Origin of the sequence: Streptomyces mauvecolor, from assembly GCF_039532965.1 — a bacterium.
GTDB classification, from domain to species: Bacteria; Actinomycetota; Actinomycetes; order Streptomycetales; family Streptomycetaceae; genus Streptomyces; species Streptomyces violascens.
In genome coordinates, this window is sequence record NZ_BAAASQ010000008.1 from 536,282 (window position 1) to 554,653 (window position 18,372).

The following is an 18,372-nucleotide window of genomic DNA, read 5'->3' on the forward strand; positions in this document are numbered from 1 at the left end:
CTGTATGTACAGGTGCTGGGAGGAAACTTGAGGGAAACAAATCGGGGAGCGTGCGTCTGGCGAGGCGCACGGGCCGCATCCCGGAGCTCACCACGTGGCCCGCGCTACGCCGCGCAGCCCGTGCCGGCTACGGGCGTAGACCAGCGCCGACCAGGGGTGCCGCCCGCCGCGGTCACCTCCCTGCTTCGTCGAGGAGTATGCGTGCCAGCTCGGCCGGCCGGGAGAACATGGGCCAGTGGCCGGTGTCCATTTCGGCCAACCGCCAATGCCCGCCGGTGAGCAGCGCGGCCACGTCGTCGCTGGGCTTCGCTCCGTCGAGCAGGCACTTGATGTACGTCGCCGGGAGTTCGCCGAGGGGGCGGGCCAGCACGGCGGGTTCGGTCAGCGTGGCCCCCGGGTGCGGCGTCGAGCCGTCGACGATCCGGGCGATCTGCTCCGCGCTCAGCCCCTGGCCCTCGAAGTCCGGAGCGGTGGGCGGCGCCCAGAAGCCGCCGTTCTCGGCTATGGATGCCTCCACCGCGGCCTGCCAGTCCAGACCGCCGGACACGAACGAGCGGCCGTCGGCCGGGACATTGGAGTCGACGAAGACGACCCGCGCCAAGCGGTCGCCCATGCGCTCGGCGGCCTGACCGACCGGGATGCCCGAATAGCTGTGCCCGACCAGCACGACATCGCGCAGAGAAAGACGCTCGACCTCGCCGACGATGTCCTGGACGTGGGTCTGCTGCCCAGCCGGCACACCCTGCTTCTCGGCGAGGCCCGACAGCGTCAGCGGGTGGACGCCATGGCCGCCCGCACGCAGCGGCGGCACCACGTCGTCCCACGCCCACGACCCGAGCCACGCTCCGGCGACCAACACGAAATTCGTCATGGCTCCACCGTAGAGGCGGGGTCTGACAGCGAGCCCTGCGCCGACTTCTGAGCCCGCTCCCGCGCGGGGGCCGGCTCGGGATCCACCGGGGCCAGGGCCCCCTCCGTGGCGGCGATGGTCCGCACCAGGGTCTCTCGCGCCGATGCGATCCGGGCCGACCGCTCCTCCAGCGCGCTCAACTGCCCGCGCAGGGCGTCCAGTACGCCGGGACACGGCAGCACCGCGGCGTCCGCGGCCGTACAGGGAAGGACCTGGCGAATGACGCGGGTCGGCAGTCCCGCGGCGAGGAGGGCCCGGATCCGCAGCACGGATTCCTCGGCGGCGCCGTCGTAGAACCGGTAGCCGTTGGGCCGGCGCTGCGGCCTGAGCAGACCTACTCGCTCGTAGTAGCGCAGCAGGCGCTCGCTGGTCCCGGTCCGTTCGGCCAACTCACCGATGAGCACGCCCGCTCGTCCTTCCGCGTTTGACCTTCCCACAGTGTCAAGGAGCAACAGTGGGCCGGCCGGCCGCATTCCCACGGCCCGCACCACCGCTGCACCGCGTCACCGAGAGGACGAACAGTGATCATCGATGCCCATGGCCATGTCCACGACCCGGTGGAGACCCATCTGAGGCTCCTGGACGAGGCAGGCGTGGACCGCACGGTGCTCTTCGGCACCCGGCCCCACCCCGAGCGGGCCACCGACCTGCCTTCCCTGCGCCACGAGATGAGCGCGCTGGACCGGGCCCTGAGCGGGAAGGGCGACCTCGACGACGGATACCGCACCGCGCGGCGGGAGCTGGACGAGGCGCTCGCCGCCCACCCGGAACGCTTCATCGGGTTCGGTTCCGTGCGCCTGGACCTGCCCGCGGAGGAGATCGCGGCGGCGGTCGAGCGTGACGTCGTCGGACGAGGGCTGCACGGCATCGGGGAACTCACCCCGCCGCCCGGACAGGCCGGCCGGCTCGCCCCGGTGCTGGAGGCCGCGCACGACCACGGAGGGCTGCCCGTCGTGGTGCACGGCTTCGCGCCGACCACGGCCGGGGACCTCCACACCCTGGCCGAACTCGCCGCGCGCTGCCCGAAGGTGCCGCTGATCGTGAGCCAGCTGGGCGGGCTCAACTGGATGTCCGCCATCGAACTGGCCCGGGACACGCCGAACATGTACCTGGAACTCTCCACCGCCAACATCGTCCTCGCGGTGAAGCTGGCCATCCGGGAACTCCCCGAGCGCACCCTCTTCGGCTCGGACGCGCCCTACGGTGACCCCCTGCTCGCCCGTACCACCGTCGAGCGCGTGACCCCGCCCGGGGAGCTACGCGACCTCGTCCTCGGCGGCACCCTGGGCCAGCTGCTCGGAATCCTCTGATCCGGCTCCGTCACCAGGGCGCTCCCCGACGAGCAGGCCGATCAGTCGCAACGCCTGGTCGCGGGGGGTCCGGTGCGCCGGTCCGGCCGGTCATCACCAGGTGGTGGAGCGTGCCGCGCTGCTCTCGGCCGCCGGATGCGAAACGTCGAGGTGGCACCCTCGGAGTCGTACGGGATGTGGGGCCGCGATGCCGAGGACGCGACCGAGTTCCTGCTCGGATCGGGCCCGGCGTGCCGCCTGCTCGGCCAGGCCGGCGACGAGGCGCCGCCGGGGCGGCGGCCGCTTGGCCGTCAACTAGACCTGTCTTTACGTGAGTTGACCTCCCAGTCGGCTCCGATCGACCGGATCAGCGCCGGGTACACCCACACGTACCGGAAGGGCTTGATGGCTGCCATGTACAGGGTGCCGAAGAGTCCGTTCGGCTTCACCAGGACGGCCATCTGGCCGTGGTAGCCGCCGGATCCGTCCGGGACCCAGCCGATGTGCAGCACCGCGTGCACCGTCTTGTTGGCGATCTCGGCCGCCCACTCGTCGTGCGTCTGGTAGACGGAAGTGAACGGATGCGACCGGAACGCGGGTCCCCGCGGCCCCTCCCGGAGGTCGGCCGGAAGCCGGTCGCGCAGCGTGCGTACCCGCGTGCCCACGCCTTCGCCGGGCTTGTCCCAGCCGAACAGCTTGCCCAGCTTCCAGCGGGCCGCGAAGAGGAAGCGCTCCATGGGGGAGGCGGCGCGTGCGTCATTGCCGCTCGTGAACTGGCGTACCAGGCGGTCGAGTTCGTCCGGGCCGCCCGGTGTCGGCAGCGCCCACACGTCCTCAAGTGTGAAGTCGGCCGCGATCTCATGGATCCGCCAGGGGCGGGACGTGTGCGCGGTTGCGGGGAGTTTCATGAACGGGCCCCTATCTATACGATGCCGTATAGATAAATGTTAGCACTGGTTATACGGCACCGTATAGATGGCGGCCGGCGTGAGAGGAGACACAGTATGGGGGCGACTCGCACGCCGCGTGGGAAGTGGATCGAAGAAGGGCTGCGGGCGCTGTCCGCCGGCGGCCCGGAGGCGGTCAGGATCGAGTTGCTCGCGCAGGCCCTCGGCGTCAGCAAGGGCGGCTTCTACGGCTACTTCAAGAACCGGGACGCGCTGCTCGCCGAGATGCTCGACACCTGGGAGCGCGAGGTGGCCGAAGCGGTGATCGAGCGGGTCGAGAGCGGCGGGGGAGACGCCAGGGCCAGACTGGAGCGGCTGTTCGTCATTGCCACGGCGGGTCAAGGTCCGACGACGGGGGTCGTGGCCGAACTCGCGATCCGGGACTGGGCCCGGCGCGACGACGACGTCGCCCGGCGGCTCCGGCGGGTCGACAACCGCCGGATGGAGTACCTGCGCGCGCTGTTCGGTGGCATCTGTTCCGACGAGGGCGAGGTCGAGGCCCGCTCGATGCTCGCCTTCTCGCTCCGCATCGGCGAACACTTCATCGCTGCCGATCATGCGGGGCGCAGTCGCGCAGAGGTCATGGAGCTGACCCGGGAATGGCTCCTGAGGTAGCCGCCTCCTGCCCGGGCCCTGAAAGGCGGGAGCGCCAACAGCCGCTGGACATACGGCTGTTGACGCCCCGTCTCAGCTCACTTGCAGTACGGCACGCGGCCGAGGTTCTGCACATAGCGTGCCGAGACCCAGCCCTGCTTTCCTGCTCCGAGCTTGTACCAGAACCTGTTGCCGTCCACGCTCTGGCCGATCTTCTTGCACTCCGGCGCGGCGGCCATGCCCTTGGGCAGCAGGCCGATCCGCTTGGAGTTGGTGCTCGCTTCCTGGCGGATCCATACCCCGCCGTTGGCGACGACCTTACTCATGGGCTGGGCCGCCGGAGCGGCGGCGGGCCCCTGCTGGGCCGAACCGCTGACGGGCTGCGGCGTCGGATTCGCCGCCGAAGCTCCGCCTGCGCCGAGCAGGATTCCCGATCCGGCGAGTGCCGCCACCGCGCTTGCGGTGACGATCCTGCGCATTCCAGATACGTACACGCTTTGCCCCTTTCTTTCCTTTTGTGGATGTTACTCCTCATCAGGCGGTCAATGGTGGCGACCCGTTCCACTGGGACCGAAGAACTTCCCTAATGTGTAAGTCAGTTGATGTGCCAATCGGAGTTTCCCGTGGTCTCCTGGGGTGGAAGGGATGATGCGGCCATGTCACGCTCATCCCTCCGGAAGGAAGCCCTCCAGTGCTCCGCAGACAAGGCGCGTTGCTCGCCGCAGTCGTACTGATTCCGCTCGCCACGGCAACGCAGGCCGGTGCCGCCACGGGAACGCAGGCCGGCCCGGCCGCCCCGGCGCAGCGGGCTGCCGCGTGCACTTACACCCCGGCCGTCCCCGCCGACAACTACAAGGGAATTCCGGACTTCGACCCGGTCAAGGCCGCCCGGCCCTTCAACGCCACCCTGCGCACCAGCCAGGGCGCCATCACCTTCAAGGCGCTGACCGACAAGGCCCCGTGCACCACCAACTCCTTCCGGTTCCTCGCCGAGAAGCGGTACTTCAACGGCTCCCACTGCCACCGGCTCACCACCGCGCGGCTGTACGTGCTGCAGTGCGGCGACCCGACCGGCACGGGAAGCGGCGGCCCCGGATACTCCTTCCCGGACGAGAACCTCACGGGCGCCACCTATCCGGCGGGCACGGTGGCGATGGCGAATGCCGGGCCCAACACCAACGGCAGCCAGTTCTTCTTCGTCTGGAAGGACACCAAGCTCTCGCCCGCCTACACACCGTTCGGCCAGGTCACCTCCGGGCTCGACGTCCTGGAGAAGATCGCGGCGGGCGGCGAGGACGACCAGAACGGACCGGGCGACGGGTACCCCACGCTGCCGGTGAACATCAAACGCGTCGACATCAAGCGGGGCGGCCACTGACCGGGACCCCCGCCCAGTAGGCCAAGCGATTGCCGTTGCGTTTTCGCTGGCGAGGGAGCGCGGGGCGAGGCGGGGGCGCGGCTACTCTCCGCCCATGACGGACACCTATGACCACACCCCGCAGGTATGGACCGCAGGCCGCTTGCGAGAAGCTCTCGCCGGCCTGTCCGACGACACTCCCATCCACATCGCCGTCGCCGACGGCCCCGGAGACTTCGAGGGCTACAGCGAGTACGCCCTCGTCGACCTCGAGCCCGTCGAGAAGGACTTCGGCGAGGACGCGGAGGCCGGGACCGAAGTCGAGTACACCTTGTTCGCCGACTACAAGGCCGGTCAGTACCACGTCGACCTGGTCTGACCCGCCCCATCGCGTACGGGCCGGGCGGCAGGCGGTTCCTTGCCGTCTGCCACCCGGTTCACCCGTACCGCTGACGAGGTGGTTGTTCCTCAGGCGGCTCAGTCGGCGGCGAGTCGGGCGCTCAGCCATTCCAGGGAGGGCGGGATCTCCCGGAGCCAGGTGTTGAAGTTGTGGCCGCCGGAATCGAGTGTGATCGAGGAGACGTGCGCGGGCCGCTTGACCTTCGCGATGAACTTCTGGGTCTCCTTGAGGTTGCTCTCGCCCTGCTTGGACGTGGTGACCAGGAACGAGGAGTTGCCCTGGGGCAGATGGTCGAGGCTCCACAGGAGATCGGACCGCTTCTCCTCGTGCTTGTTCCCGTGGAAGAGGTCACCCGAGTCCGAGTCCACCTCCGGCTGGTAGTCCGCGGACAGGCCGGCCCCGGCGGCGTACGCCTCCGGGTGGTGCAGGGCGATCTTCAGCGCGCAGTAGCCGCCCGTCGAGTCGCCGATGAACCCCCAGTTCTTCGGCTTCGTACCGACGCGATACGTACCGGAGATCGCCTTGCGCACGTCGTCGGCGAAAAACGTTTCCGTCTGCGGGCCGCCCGGGATGTCGATGCACTGGGTGTTGCGCGGCGGGGCGACGGTGGGCCGCATCATCACCAGGATCATCGGCTGCGTCTTCTTCTCCTTGGACAGCGTCCACGCCGTCTTCGGGTAGTGCAGCCCCTTGATGAGGTTCTCGGCGGTCCCCGGGAAGCCGGTCAGCACCACCGTGACGGGGAAGGACTTCTTCTCGTACCCCTTCTGGAAGTACTCCGGCGGCAGATACACATAGGCCGGGGTGACTATCCGGGACTTCGCCCCCTGCACCGTGACCCGCTGCACCTCGCCGCCGATGCTCGGCTTTCCGGCGCCCGGAACGTCGACCTTCTGCTTCCCGTCGACCTTCACACCGGGACTTGCGGCCGCCTTCGCGTCCATGACCCCCACGCCGTCCTGCCGGCCGAACAGGTCGGCCCACGAGCCGTAGAACAGGAACGACTTGTTGGCCGCGAGCCCCACGGAGGAGAAGAGCAGCAGCTGGACCGCGCACATCAGGCCCACCCGTGCCACGACCGGCCGCCACCCCTGCCGCGCCAGCCGGGGCCACAGCCACACGACGACGAGGGACAGGAGAACCGTGCAGAGCACGGCCAATGCCAGAACGGTGGTACTTGTCAGGCCCATGGATCAAGAACACTCTCTGCACGAGATCGTCCTGGACGCGGCGCCCGGCGGCCACCGTCCAGCCGCACCGACTCGGGGGTGCGCACGGAACTAGACCGGTATCCGGCGTGATCCGTTGCCTCGTGATCACCAACCTTTCGGACGCGTACGGTATGTGGCGAAATTGGTCCGCCATTCAGCCATCTGGTCCTCCCCGTGCAGTTCACTGGGACGTGGAGCGGGCCTCCGCGCGGGACGACTCCTCGGCCTTCCAGCGGCGGGCCGACACCTCTCGTTCGTCGGCGGCCGACAGCCAGAAGTAGAGCGGGGGCAGGGCGAGTTCGATTCCCATCAGGACCAGCTGGAACCAGTTGGGGCGGCCGAGCGCGGCCCACGACAGGAGCCGGCCGGCGCCGCCCAGGAAGAAGATCCCGGCGAGCAGGCGCACGGCTCTCGACGGGATCGGCGACTGCCGCGCCACCCAGATCCAGGCGAGCCCGTATCCGAGGAAGATCGCGCCGAAGAACCGCATGAGGCTGTCGACGGTCGGCCCCGGTGAGCCCGCGCCGGGCACCGAGTCCATCCCGGTGGCGAGGTGTACGGCGCCGATCAGCACATCGGCGATGCCCATCGCCCACGCAAGCCACTTGAGGAGCCTGGCCATGGTGTGGTCCCCCCTTCGCCTTAGTAGGCACATGTCTACTAAGGCGAGGATAGGTTCACTAGTAGACACGCGTCAAGTAACCTGGGCGTCATGACCGCGCGCCGCAGGCTGAGCCCCGACGACCGCCGCAAGGAGTTGCTCGACGTCGGAGCCCACCTGTTCGCGGCGAAGCCCTACGACGACGTGCTGATGGAGGACGTGGCCGACCAGGCCGGAGTCTCCCGGGCCCTGCTCTACCGCTACTTCCCCAACAAGAGCGCCCTGTTCGCCGCCATCTACCGCCAGGCGGCCGACCGGCTGCTCGACGGCACACCGATCGACCCCGCGGAGTCGCTGCTCGAACAGCTCTCCGCCGGGCTCGACGTCCACTTCGACTACTTCGCGGCCAACAGGCACACGGTGCTCGCGGCGAACAGGGTGCTCGCGGGCGACCCGGTGATCCAGGCGATCATCAACGACGAGCTGGCCGAACTGAGCCGGCGCGTCCTCGACGCGACCGGACTCGAAGGCCCCGCCAGGGACACGGTCTCCGCCGTCCTCATGAGCTGGCTGGTGTTCGTCCGCGCGCTGTGCGTGGACTGGCTGACCAACGAGGCGTTCTCGCGGACCGAGCTGCACGACATGTCGGTGGGCGCCCTGCTCGGAGCCCTGGGCGCCGTCACCGATGTCGACCGGTTCCTCGGCGCCGAGGGCTGACGGCGCCGACCAACCCGTACCGGCGGTCAGCCGAGCGCGGGCGCGCCGCCCGGGCGCTCGAACTGCGTGCGGTACAACTCCTCGTAGCGGCCGCCGAGTTCGAGGAGTTCGTCGTGCGTGCCGCGCTCCACGATCCGGCCGTCCTCGACGACCAGGATCAGATCGGCGGAGCGCACCGTGGAGAGCCGGTGCGCGATCACCACCGCGGTGCGGCCCTCCAGTGCCTCGGCGAGCGCCTCCTGCACCGCGGCTTCGGACGTGTTGTCGAGGTGGGCGGTGGCCTCGTCGAGAATGACCACACGCTGACGGGCGAGCAGCAGCCGGGCGATCGTCAGACGCTGGCGCTCGCCGCCGGAGAGCCGGTAGCCGCGCTCGCCGACCACCGTGTCGAGCCCGTCGGGCAGCGAGGCGACCAGGCCGTCCAGGCGGGCCCGGCGCAGCGCGTCCCACAGGTGCTCCTCGTCGGCGTCCGGCCGGGCGAGCAGCAGATTGGCGCGGACCGACTCGTGGAAGAGATGGCCGTCCTGGGTGACCATGCCGATGGTGTCCCGGATCGAGTCGGCGGTCAGATCCCGTACGTCGATGCCGCCCAGCCGCACCGTGCCCTCGTCCGCGTCGTACAGCCGGGGGAGCAGCTGGGCGACCGTCGACTTGCCGGCGCCGGACGACCCGACCAGGGCCACCATCTGCCCCGGCTCGGCGCGGAAGGAGACGCTGTGCAGCACCTCGGTGCCGCCCCGGGTGTCCAGGCTGGAGACCTCTTCGAGCGAGGCGAGGGAGACCTTGTCGGCGGACGGGTAGCCGAACCGCACGTCGTGGAACTCGACCGACACCGGGCCCGGCGGGACCTCCCGGGCTCCGGGCTTCTCCGCGATGAGCGGCTTCAGGTCGAGCACCTCGAAGACCCGCTCGAAGCTGACCAGCGCGCTCATCACCTCCACGCGTGCCCCGGCCAGCGAGGTGAGTGGCGCGTACAGCCTGGTCAGGAGCAGGGCGAGGGAGACGACCGAGCCCGCTTCGAGGGTGCCGCGCAGCGCGTAGTAGCCGCCGAGCCCGTAGACGAGGGCGAGCGCGAGGGCCGACACGAGGGTGAGGGCGGTGATGAACGCGGACTGCGCCATCGCCGTACGCACCCCGATGTCACGCACCCGGCCGGCCCGCGCGGCGAACTCGGCGGACTCGTCGGCGGGCCGCCCGAACAGCTTGATCAAGGTCGCGCCGGGGGCCGAGAACCGCTCGGTCATCCGGGTGCCCATCGCCGCGTTGTGCTCGGCGGCCTCCCGCTGGAGCCGCGCCATCCGGGTGCCCATGCGGCGCGCGGGCAGCACGAACACGGGCAGCAGGACCAGGGCGAGCAGGGTGATCTGCCAGGAGATGCTGAGCATCACGGCGAGCGTGAGCAGCAGTGTGACCAGGTTGCTGACCACGCCGGACAGCGTGTTGCTGAAGGCCCGCTGCGCGCCGATGACGTCGTTGTTGAGGCGGCTGACCAGCGCGCCGGTGCGGGTCCGCGTGAAGAACGCGACCGGCATCCGCTGCACATGGTCGAAGACGGCCGTGCGCAGATCGAGGATCAGCCCCTCGCCCAGCGTCGACGACAGCCACCGGCTCACGATGCCGAGCGCCGCCTCGGCGACGGCGATCGCGGCGATGAGCAGCGCGAGCCGGGTGACGGCGCCGCTCTCCTTGCCGCCGACGATCGCGTCCACGACCCGCCCGGCGAGCAGGGGCGTGGCCACCGCGAGCAGCGCCGTGGCGACGCTCAGGACCAGAAAGAGGGCGATCCGCCGCCGGTGCGGGCGGGCGAAGGCGCCGATGCGGCGCAGCGTGGCCCGGTTGAAGGGCCGCTTGTCCTGCTGGGCGTTCATGACGTTGTGGAGCTGCGTCCACGCGGTGGCTTCCATACTCATGCGAGGAACGTACGACCTCTACCGAACTTGAGGTCAATGATTCGCGAGCCGGAGATCAACAGGTGGACGGTCCGGGTCCGACCGGGGCCGCCGGCGGGTCAATGGTCTCCCGGGCAGCTTCGTCGGCACCCGCGGTGCCCGGCCGTCCGGGGACGCACTCCCGGGGGCGTCCCGTAGGTTCGGCTTCGGGCGGCGCGCCGGACCGCCCGCGTACCTGGGGAGAGACGATGAGCTGGGGAGTGCTTGACCGGTTGGTGGGGGAGCCCGAGCTGTTCTTCGACCGGTGCCGCCGCGGCCGCCCGCATGTGTTCACGCCGCCGAGCCTGCCCCAAGAGGCCCCCCGGATCCGGGAGTTGACTCAGGCGCTGAGCGGCGGCCTGATGCGCACGCCGTACGTCGAGATGGTGCGGGAGGGCGAGGTCGTACCGGCCTCGGAGTTCAGCATCCCCAGGGTCGTCGCCGGCCGGGCCGAGGAGGGCTTCGCCGACCCGGAACGGATCATGCGCCTGCTCGCCGAGGGGGCGACCCTGCTGCTGCCCCAACTCGACCAGTGGAACGCCTCGGTGGGCGCCCTGACCGCCCTGCTCTCCCAGGACCTGGGCCGCACGACGGAGGCGTTCTGCTTCGCCACCATGGCGGGGCGGCGCGGCCTCGACGTGCACCGGGACGACGCCGACGTGCTCGTCGTCCAGCTCGCGGGCCGCAAGGAGTGGACGGTGTACGAGGCCCCGGCCGACGGCCACTGGCACCCGGGCCCGGTGCCGCAGCCGGGCGAACCCGCCCTGCGTACCGTCATCGGCGCGGGCGACGTCCTGTACGTGCCGCGCGGTGCCCCGCACACCGCGACCGGCAACGAAGGCCTCTCCGTCCACCTCGCCCTCACCATCCGCGAAGCGACCACGAACCGCCTGCGCCAGACACTCGCCGACCTCTTGACCGAGCCGGGTGACGGCCTCGCGCCCCGGCCTCTGACGCAGCTTCAACTCATGGATTCCATAAGCGAGTTGATCGACGCGGCGCGAAAGAGACTGGAAGCGGTCACCCCCGAGGAACTGCTCGCGCGGGCGCGGGGACCGCTGCCCTCGGCGCCGCGCGCCGCGCCGGTCGACTGGCCGACGGCCGATTGACCGGAGTCCGGGAACACCGCGGCTGCGGAGAACCACAGTTCCCCGCAGCCGCCACTGACACACCATCAGGAAGAGGCGCAGTGTCAGAAATAGATGCAGTGTCAGAAATCAGATGCAGTAAGGGCGGTGGCAGGACCCCTCGCAGGAGATGCTGATGCCCGCGCTGTTCTGGGCCTCACCCTCGGCCAGTACCTCGCGGACGTCGAGGTCGAACAGGTCCTGGGTCGTCTCGTTGGTCATGAGGAACTCCTCTCGTTTCGGCTGCGGATCTCGCAGCGAACGAATGGACGGTAGGCCGGGGTCGACTGGCCGCGTCAACGACTGTGAACAAAAGGGAAAGGGGTTCTGCATCATCGGGCACATTGCCTGCGCGACCTGGTCACAATTCCCCGAACCTCCGCTAGACAGGGGCGGATTACGGCATTCGTACGGCGAAGGGGAACTGTGGGCGGACAGCGTGCGGCACGACAGGAAAGGCTGTTCACGGCCGCTGAACCGGTACTTCTGCGGGCCCCCGCCCGGCCCGTACCCGAGCGCCCCGACACCCCGGCCGGCCCGGCGGAGGCCGATCTCGCGGCCTATGTCGCCGAGGCCGCGGCCGACCCGCTGTTCCGGGAGGCGATCGAGGTGTCCAGCCCCTCGCTGGCCCAGGTCCTCGCCCGGGACGCGCCGCCGACCGGAGACGCGCTGCGCCGCGCAGCCACCGCCGTCGGCCGCTACCGGCTGCGCATGACGACCCGGCCGACCCCCTTCGGACTGCTCGCCGGGGTCGCGCTCGCCCGGTTCGGCGACAGCGCCTCGGTCCGCTGGGGCGAACGGCACCGCACCGCCGTACGCCCCGACCTCGGCTGGCTCGCCTCGGTCGTGGACCGTCTGCACCAGGATTCCGCGGTCCTGACCGGCCTGCACCTCGTCGCCGACCAGCAGCACGTCGTCCGCGGCTCGCGCGTGACACTGCCGTACGTTCCCACGAACTCGGGCGACGTCAGACGCGAGGTGAGCCTCCGTCATACACCGGCGGTGGCAGAGGCGTTGAAGCAGTCGTCGGATCCCGTCTCCTTCCCCGAGCTGATCCGTCGGGTGCGTGCCGCCTTCCCGGCCGCACCCGCCGAGGCCGTGACCCAGCTCGTCCACACCCTCGTGCTGCGGGGCTTCCTGCACACCGACCTGATGCCGCCCCCGGACGCCGGTGATCCGCTCGGTCACGTCACCGCACGCCTGCCCGGTGACTTGCCGCTGCGGGCCGAACTCGACTCCGTACGCGGTGACTTGCTGGAGTGCCAGGAACTGGATGCGGGCGGAGAGAGGCTGAAGGCCCTGCGCTCGGTGCGGGAGCGCATGACCGGCGTGTGCCCCGCCGACCACGTCCTCCAGGTCGATCTCGCGCTGGATGCGGACGTGGTGCTGCCGCCGGAGGTGCGCGAGGAGTTCGAGCGGGCGGCCACCGTGCTGTGGCGCCTCTCGCCGCCCCGTACCGCGCCCGCGCATCTGCGCGCCTACCACCAGGCGTTCGTGGAGCGCTACGGCACCGAGCGCGCCGTGCCCGTCGCCGAACTGCTCGACGTGGAAACGGGGTTGGGGCCGCCGGAGGGGTACGAGTACCCGAGGGGCGGCGCGGCCCTGTCACCCTCGGCCGGGTCCGCGGGCGACGACGCGGGGCGCGGCAGGCTGCTCGCCGAGCTGGCGGCCGGGGCTCTCGCCGACCGCGAGCCCGGGCAGCCGATGCCCGAAGTGGTGCTCGACGACGCGCTGCTCGACCGGCTGGCCGGACCGGATCCGTCAGCGGACGCGGACGGTGAAGGTGCAGCCCACCGCGTTCCCGCCTCCTTCGAGCTGTACGGCGAACTCGTGGGCCAGGGCGATGAGTTGAGGGTGGTTCTGTCCCCCGTCGTGGGCAGCGATGTGGCCGGGGCGACGTTCGGCCGGTTCGCCGGGCTGCTCGGCGGGGCCGGGCTCATGTCGGAGGTGGCCGGGACCGGGGGCGGCGGCCCGGTGCCGGAAGTGTCCGGGGCAGAGGGCGGTGGGCCCGTGCCGGTGCATCTGGAGTTCGGCCCGGCGCGGCCCCGGTACGCCAATATCACGCGCACCCCGCGCTGGCTCGACCACCGCGTCGTCGTCAGCGCGTTCCCGGACGCGGACGGCCCTCAAGTCCTGTCGCTGGACGACCTGCTGGTCACCGCCGACCTGGAGCGGCTGACGGTGCACTCCCGCAGTCTCGGCCGGCCGGTCGAGGTCAGGGCCCATCACGTACTCAACCAGCGCACCGGCGCACCGAACGCCGCCCGCTTCCTCCACGAGGTGTCGCTGACCGGGCACCGGCCCTGGCAGCCCTGGGACTGGGGCACGGCCAACGCGCTGCCCGCGCTGCCCCGAGTGCGGTGCGGGCGCACGGTCCTGGCGCCCGCGACATGGCGGCTGGCCGTACCGGCGGACGACTTCGACCAGTGGTGCGCCGGGCTGGCGAGCTGGCGGCGGCGCTGGAGCGTCCCGGGCCTGGTCCGGCTCGTCACCGGAGACCAGCGCATCAGCCTCGACCTCGAACTCCCCTGGCATCAACGGCTGTTGTACGCGCATGCGCGCAGCGCCGAGCACGCGATCCTCCAGGAGGAGCCGGCCGCCGGAGCGGACGGCCGGCTGCGCGGGCCCGACGGGTCCCGCACCGCCGAACTCGTCGTCGCCCTGCACGCCGCCCCACAGCCGGACAGCCGACGCCCGGCTCCGCTGCCGAGGCCGGTCCACCGGCCGCAGGGGCGAGCCGTCCTGCCCGGCGGCAACTGGCTGTACGCCCGCCTGGAGGCGGCCGAGATCCGCCACGACACCCTCCTCGAAGAGCATCTGCCCCAACTGCTCGCCGTACTCCCCGGCTATGTGGACCGCTGGTTCTTCATCCGCTACCGCGACCCCGCGCCCCACGTCAGGATCCGCTTCCACGGCCACGAACCCGGGCCGGTCGCGGCGCTGCTGCCGCTCGTCCGCGACTGGGCCGCCGACCTGTGCCGGGCGAACCTCGCGGCCGGGCTGAGCCTGGAGACGTACGACCCGGAACTGGAGCGGTACGGCGGCCCCGAGGCGATGGCCGCCGCCGAGCGCGTCTTCGAGGCGGACAGCCTCGCCGCGCTCGCCGGTATCGGGGCACTGCGCGGGCTCACCGGCCCCGGACGCGACCTGCTCGCCGCCGTCAACTCGGCCGACCTGGCACGGCACTTCCTCGACGGCGTCGGCGGACCTCCGCCCGGCGTCTGGTTCCCGGCCGCCTTCGCCAAGTCCGAACGCGACCACCGCGCCTTCCGCGACCACCGCGCCGCCGTCCTGCGCGCGATCGGCCCGGACGGCCCCGCGCAGGACGCTGTCGACCCCGCCCTGCGGCAGGCGTGGAAGGAGCGGGCCGCGCGCCTCGCCGAGTACGGGCAGCTCCTCGCCGACCTGTACGCGCGTGACCCGGACCGGCGCCCGCCCGCCTCCGTCGCCGCCAGCCTGATCCACATGAGCCACAACCGGCTCATGGGCATCGACCCCGACGCGGAACGTCGCGCCCACGCCCTGGCCAGGGGCGCCTTCGAAGCGCACGGCGCCCGCGCCCGAGCACAGGAGTCCAGGTGAGAGAAGGTCTCTCCAAGGAGCGTGCCCGCGAGGTCCTCGACTCCGTGGCCGCCCGGCTCCGTACACCGGAGGCGCTCAAGGCGGCCCGGGTCGACTCACTCGCCGTCGGGCACCCGGGCATCGCCCTGCTCTTCACCACGCTGGCGGCGGACGGCGACGCCGAGGCCCGGTCGGTCGCTCACGCCCACCTCGCCGCCGCGATCCGGCCGGCGGGCGGGCTGCGCGCCTCCGGGCTGTTCGGCGGGACGGCGGCCGTCGCCTTCGCCGCCCGCGCCGCCGCGACCGGCCCCGACACGTACCGCTCGCTCCTCGACACCGTCACCCCGCGCGTGGCCCGAGCGGCGGTCGAGCGGGCGCGCGCCCTGCGCGCGGCACGGGCCGCGGGCACCGGCACGCCGTCACACCTGTATGACGCTGTTTCCGGCGCATCGGGCCTGGCGCGGCTGCTCCTGGCTCTGGACCCGCACGGTCCGGCACTGCGGGAGTGCCTGGAGGCCCTGGCCGATCTCGCCGAACCCGCCGTCACCCCGCACGGAACCCTGCCCGGCTGGTGGACGGCGGACGGCCCCGGGGCCCAGGGGCCCAACCCGGACTTCCCCCGCGGCCACCTCAACCTGGGCCTGGCGCACGGGATCCCGGGCCCGCTCGCGGTCCTTGCCCTCGCGCATGAGCAGGGCGTGCGCGTGCGGGGCCACGCGGAGGCGATCGGCCGGTTCGCCAGGTGGCTGGCCGGGCGAGGGGACGAGGACGGGTGCGGACCGTACTGGCCGCTGACCGTACGCGCCGAGGACGAGCTCAGCGGGGAGAGGCCCCCGAACCCGCCGACCCGGGCCGCCTGGTGCTACGGAACCCCGGGCGTCGCCCGCGCCCTGTTCCTGGCGGGACGCGCGCTGGCCGAGAAGGAGTGGTGTGAGCAGGCGGCCCGCTCGATGCGCGCCGTGCTGGCGCGGCCGGTCGGCTCGCGGGCCCTGGAGGGGCCGGGCCTGTGCCACGGCACCGGCGGGCTGCTGCAGATCGCTGCGCGGATGGCGTACGAGATGGATGACGCGGAGCTGGCTTCTCAACTTCCGGTTCTGGCCGGGCAGTTGGTGGAGGAGAGGGAAGGGATGCACGGGATGGAGGCGGCGGGCGGCTTCGGCTTCCTGGAAGGGGAGGCGGGAGCGGCGCTGGCGCTCCATACGTATGTGGAGGGCGGGATGCCGGCGGAGGGTGGCGGCTCTTCGGATCCCCGACTCCTCCCCTGGGACGCGGCGTTGCTCCTCGGGTAGCGGGTAGCGGGTAGCGGACCGCTGGTGTGGGGTCTGCGGGAGGGGCCCCAGACCCTGGCAGTGGGGTGCTGCCAGGGCAACCGGTTGTGACCTGCGGGAAGGGCGCTAGTCGTACGGGGTCGCGCGAGCTTCGTGGGCGTCGTCCGGCCGCAGGCCCGCTCTGGCAGGCGTCACAGAGACGTCGAGGGTGCTCAGTGGTCGTCCCAGTGGCCGTCGTGGTCGGCATGGCGGTGGCCGTCGTGGATGTAGTCGACATGGTCGCCGTGCGGCACGGCTACGTGTCCGCAGCCCACATCGTGGTGGTGGCTGTGGTTCTCGTGCACGGTGTGCACGGCCGGCTCGCACTCGTCGGTGTGGCCGTCGTGGTCCCGATGGAGATGTCCGTCGTGCACATAGTCGACATGGTCGGCATGGGGCACGGACACATGGCCGCAGCCGGTGCCGTGTTCATGGGTGTGCTCGGCGTGCTCGGTGTGGGTGGCAGTCGACATGACGTGGCAATCCTTTTCGCTCTGATCTTCGCTGTCCCCCCGCGAGGGCGAGTCTGCTCCGGACGGGGCACGGATGCACGTCTGACGCGGGTCGGGCGAACGATTCGCCCCGGAAGCCGCGCAGTGCGGTTCCGGGGCGAAGTCGTCTGGAGGGTCCGGCAGATCAGTGGTTCGTGCAGGTGTTGTCGGAAGCCGGGTTGAGCAGCCCGATGACGTTGATGCTGTCGCCACACACGTTGATCGGGATGTGGATGGGGATCAGGATGTTGTCGCCGGACAGGATGCCGGGGGAGTCGTTAGTAGTTTGCGAGACCGGCGGCGGGTCGTTGGCGGCAGCGGCGCCCGCCGTGCCCATCACGGCGGTGGCGGCCAGGGCGGTTGCTGTGAGTGCGATACGGATGCGCACGTTTCCTCCTACAGGTGAGGGAGTACTCTCCCGCCAGCCTCTCCGCGCTTGGGCTCGCGGGAAAGCCGCGTGGTCCGATCGGGTGAATGCTGGGATCCCAGGGCATGGACCCGTGAGTGCTCGGCTCCGAGCGTGTGGCGGCTCGACCCATCTGTGCCACGGCGCCTGCCCGTACTGCGGGACGCACACCGCAGGCCGCGTTTATTCGGCCGCCTCGCGCCTACTCGCACGGGGACAGCCCGGAGTGCGGGGCCGTTCACCGACGGGAAGGCAGCAATCCATGTCCAGTGGTGTCGTCATCATCCTGACAGCGGTCGCGGTGATCGTTGTCGTGGCGGTGGTTCTCGGCATGTTCGTCGTACGCCGGGGCGGCCACGGCCTGCGCCGTCGCTTCGGGCCCGAGTACGAGCGGACCGTGGCCGAGCACAACGGCGATGTGAAGGCCGCCGAGAAGGACCTCGACGAGCGGGTCCGCCGGTACGGCAACCTGAAGGTTGTGCCTCCGACGGCCGAGGCGCGAGGCCGTTACTCCGCCGAATGGGCCCGAATCCAGGAGGAGTTCGTCGACTCGCCGACGCGCGCGGTCGCCGACGCCGAGGCGCTGCTCGGCCGCCTCGCGCAGGAGCGCGGCTTCCCGGACGGCTCGTCCGAGGAGCAGTTGGCCGCTCTCTCCGTGCACCACCCCCGGCACCTCGACAGCTACCGCCGGATCCGGTGCGTGGCCGAGGGAGTCGACGGGCGGCGTGCCAGTACGGAGGAGCTGCGCGAGACCCTCGTACAGGCCCATGAGTTCTTCGTGGTTCTGGCGGGGGAGCGGCGCGGGCAGAAGCCCGGGCGCCCGGCGGCCCGGAGCGGCCGGCATGCGTCCCAAGGCGGCATGCGGCACCACGACATCGCCCGGGGGAGCCAGTCATGACCAAGGCCGAAGGCCCTGTGCCGGACCAGTCCGTGCCGGACCAGTCCATCCCCGATCAGTCGGTACGCGACCAGTCCGGTCGCGGCCAGTCGGTGTCTGACCCGGCTGTGCCCGATCGGTCCGTAGCCGACCCGTCCGTGCCGGACCGGCAGGCCGGAGCAGAGCCGAGCCGGTCCGTGACCACCGGGGGCGCCGTCCCTGGTCAGGCCGAGGCCGGGCAGTCCATGGCCGCGCGCCCGGCGCCCGGTCAGGCGGTTCCAGGCCGGCGCGGTGCTGATCGTCCCGTACGGGAGGCCGCGCCCAATGTTTCCGCGGAGGCCGACGCCGTGTTGCCGTCGGAGGAGCGGGACAAGCTCCAGCTCAGGGTTCAGCACGCGGTCGGCGGTTTTGTCGACGAGCCTCGTGCGGCGGTCGAGGAGGCTGCCGCGGCGGTCGATGCGCTCACCGAGCGGGTCGTCGAGACCCTCGCGCAGCGGCGCGGCACCCTGCGCGCTTCCTGGCAGGACGCGTCCGGCGGAGCGGCCACGGAGGACCTGCGCCTGGCCCTGCGTGCGTACCGCCGGCTCGCGGAGCGCCTGCTGAGCCTATGAATCCCGACGCAGTCCCGGTCTCCGCCGGCCCACCGAAA

20 protein-coding genes are annotated in these 18,372 nt (G+C 71.3%); 10 read left to right on the plus strand and 10 right to left on the minus strand.

Going from position 1 to position 18,372, the window contains the following annotated elements; translation table 11 throughout:
- Positions 1-172: 172 nt before the first annotated feature.
- Both ABD346_RS10335 and ABD346_RS10340 read right to left on the minus strand, forming a co-directional pair.
- Entirely contained in the window at positions 173-871 is a 699-nt protein-coding gene (locus ABD346_RS10335) for an alpha/beta fold hydrolase (protein ID WP_344373951.1), read from the minus strand.
- Positions 868-1,314 carry a MerR family transcriptional regulator gene (locus ABD346_RS10340; protein WP_344373952.1) on the minus strand — a complete coding sequence of 149 codons (447 nt, stop codon included), beginning with the start codon at positions 1,312-1,314 and terminating at the stop codon, positions 868-870. Before ABD346_RS10340 ends, ABD346_RS10335 begins: the two co-directional genes overlap by 4 nt.
- 117 nt (positions 1,315-1,431) lie before the next feature.
- On the opposite strand from ABD346_RS10340, the gene ABD346_RS10345 reads away from it, so the two are divergent.
- Complete coding sequence (locus ABD346_RS10345) at positions 1,432-2,220, plus strand: amidohydrolase family protein (protein ID WP_344373954.1); 789 nt, start codon at positions 1,432-1,434, stop codon at positions 2,218-2,220.
- A gap of 290 nt (positions 2,221-2,510) precedes the next feature.
- On the opposite strand, the gene ABD346_RS10350 is transcribed toward ABD346_RS10345, so the two are convergent.
- A complete protein-coding gene (locus ABD346_RS10350; protein ID WP_344373955.1) occupies positions 2,511-3,107 on the minus strand; it encodes a DUF2867 domain-containing protein in 597 nt (198 codons plus the stop codon).
- A 96-nt stretch (positions 3,108-3,203) separates the two neighbouring features.
- On the opposite strand from ABD346_RS10350, the gene ABD346_RS10355 reads away from it, so the two are divergent.
- On the plus strand, positions 3,204-3,761 hold the full coding sequence (locus tag ABD346_RS10355; RefSeq protein ID WP_344373956.1) for a TetR/AcrR family transcriptional regulator: 558 nt from the start codon (positions 3,204-3,206) through the stop codon (positions 3,759-3,761).
- 77 nt (positions 3,762-3,838) lie between these two features.
- On the opposite strand, the gene ABD346_RS10360 is transcribed toward ABD346_RS10355, so the two are convergent.
- Positions 3,839-4,234, minus strand: a complete 396-nt coding sequence (locus tag ABD346_RS10360; RefSeq protein WP_344373957.1) for an SH3 domain-containing protein — start codon at positions 4,232-4,234, stop codon at positions 3,839-3,841.
- 197 nt (positions 4,235-4,431) lie between these two features.
- On the opposite strand from ABD346_RS10360, the gene ABD346_RS10365 reads away from it, so the two are divergent.
- On the plus strand, positions 4,432-5,118 hold the full coding sequence (locus ABD346_RS10365) for a peptidylprolyl isomerase (RefSeq protein ID WP_344373958.1): 687 nt from the start codon (positions 4,432-4,434) through the stop codon (positions 5,116-5,118).
- A gap of 94 nt (positions 5,119-5,212) precedes the next feature.
- The gene (locus tag ABD346_RS10370; protein ID WP_344373959.1) at positions 5,213-5,476 is read left to right on the plus strand and encodes a DUF6225 family protein; all 264 of its coding nucleotides are present in this window, start codon (positions 5,213-5,215) and stop codon (positions 5,474-5,476) included.
- 98 nt (positions 5,477-5,574) lie between these two features.
- Here the strand turns inward: ABD346_RS10370 and ABD346_RS10375 are convergent, their stop codons facing one another.
- Entirely contained in the window at positions 5,575-6,687 is a 1,113-nt protein-coding gene (locus ABD346_RS10375) for an alpha/beta hydrolase (RefSeq protein ID WP_344373960.1), read from the minus strand.
- 202 nt (positions 6,688-6,889) lie between these two features.
- A complete protein-coding gene (locus ABD346_RS10380; RefSeq protein WP_344373961.1) occupies positions 6,890-7,330 on the minus strand; it encodes a DUF4345 domain-containing protein in 441 nt (146 codons plus the stop codon).
- Between the two features lie 90 nt (positions 7,331-7,420).
- Here ABD346_RS10380 and ABD346_RS10385 point away from each other — a divergent pair, with 90 nt between their 5' ends.
- The gene (locus ABD346_RS10385; RefSeq protein WP_344373962.1) at positions 7,421-8,026 is read left to right on the plus strand and encodes a TetR/AcrR family transcriptional regulator; all 606 of its coding nucleotides are present in this window, start codon (positions 7,421-7,423) and stop codon (positions 8,024-8,026) included.
- 26 nt (positions 8,027-8,052) lie between these two features.
- Here the strand turns inward: ABD346_RS10385 and ABD346_RS10390 are convergent, their stop codons facing one another.
- Entirely contained in the window at positions 8,053-9,936 is a 1,884-nt protein-coding gene (locus ABD346_RS10390; protein ID WP_344373964.1) for an ABC transporter ATP-binding protein, read from the minus strand.
- 227 nt (positions 9,937-10,163) lie between these two features.
- Between ABD346_RS10390 and ABD346_RS10395 the strand changes: the two genes are divergently transcribed.
- Positions 10,164-11,063: a JmjC domain-containing protein gene (locus tag ABD346_RS10395; RefSeq protein ID WP_344373965.1), complete on the plus strand. Its 900-nt coding sequence runs from the start codon at positions 10,164-10,166 to the stop codon at positions 11,061-11,063.
- A gap of 108 nt (positions 11,064-11,171) precedes the next feature.
- Here ABD346_RS10395 and ABD346_RS10400 read toward each other — a convergent pair whose 3' ends face one another.
- Entirely contained in the window at positions 11,172-11,303 is a 132-nt protein-coding gene (locus ABD346_RS10400) for a hypothetical protein (RefSeq protein WP_264197750.1), read from the minus strand.
- Between the two features lie 204 nt (positions 11,304-11,507).
- Here ABD346_RS10400 and ABD346_RS10405 point away from each other — a divergent pair, with 204 nt between their 5' ends.
- Complete coding sequence (locus ABD346_RS10405; protein WP_344373966.1) at positions 11,508-14,663, plus strand: lantibiotic dehydratase; 3,156 nt, start codon at positions 11,508-11,510, stop codon at positions 14,661-14,663.
- Positions 14,660-15,931 carry a lanthionine synthetase C family protein gene (locus ABD346_RS10410; protein WP_344373967.1) on the plus strand — a complete coding sequence of 424 codons (1,272 nt, stop codon included), beginning with the start codon at positions 14,660-14,662 and terminating at the stop codon, positions 15,929-15,931. Before ABD346_RS10405 ends, ABD346_RS10410 begins: the two co-directional genes overlap by 4 nt.
- 191 nt (positions 15,932-16,122) lie before the next feature.
- Here the strand turns inward: ABD346_RS10410 and ABD346_RS10415 are convergent, their stop codons facing one another.
- Both ABD346_RS10415 and ABD346_RS10420 read right to left on the minus strand, forming a co-directional pair.
- Positions 16,123-16,422, minus strand: coding sequence for a hypothetical protein (locus ABD346_RS10415; protein ID WP_344373968.1), 300 nt, complete (start codon positions 16,420-16,422; stop codon positions 16,123-16,125).
- Between the two features lie 163 nt (positions 16,423-16,585).
- Positions 16,586-16,828 carry a chaplin gene (locus tag ABD346_RS10420; RefSeq protein ID WP_344373970.1) on the minus strand — a complete coding sequence of 81 codons (243 nt, stop codon included), beginning with the start codon at positions 16,826-16,828 and terminating at the stop codon, positions 16,586-16,588.
- Positions 16,829-17,108: 280 nt separating this feature from the next.
- Here ABD346_RS10420 and ABD346_RS10425 point away from each other — a divergent pair, with 280 nt between their 5' ends.
- Together ABD346_RS10425 and ABD346_RS10430 are read left to right on the plus strand one after the other, a co-directional pair.
- Positions 17,109-17,744 (plus strand): hypothetical protein, encoded by a 636-nt coding sequence (locus ABD346_RS10425; protein ID WP_344373971.1) that lies wholly within the window; start codon positions 17,109-17,111, stop codon positions 17,742-17,744.
- On the plus strand, positions 17,741-18,334 hold the full coding sequence (locus ABD346_RS10430) for a hypothetical protein (RefSeq protein ID WP_344373972.1): 594 nt from the start codon (positions 17,741-17,743) through the stop codon (positions 18,332-18,334). Before ABD346_RS10425 ends, ABD346_RS10430 begins: the two co-directional genes overlap by 4 nt.
- Positions 18,335-18,372: the final 38 nt, after the last annotated feature.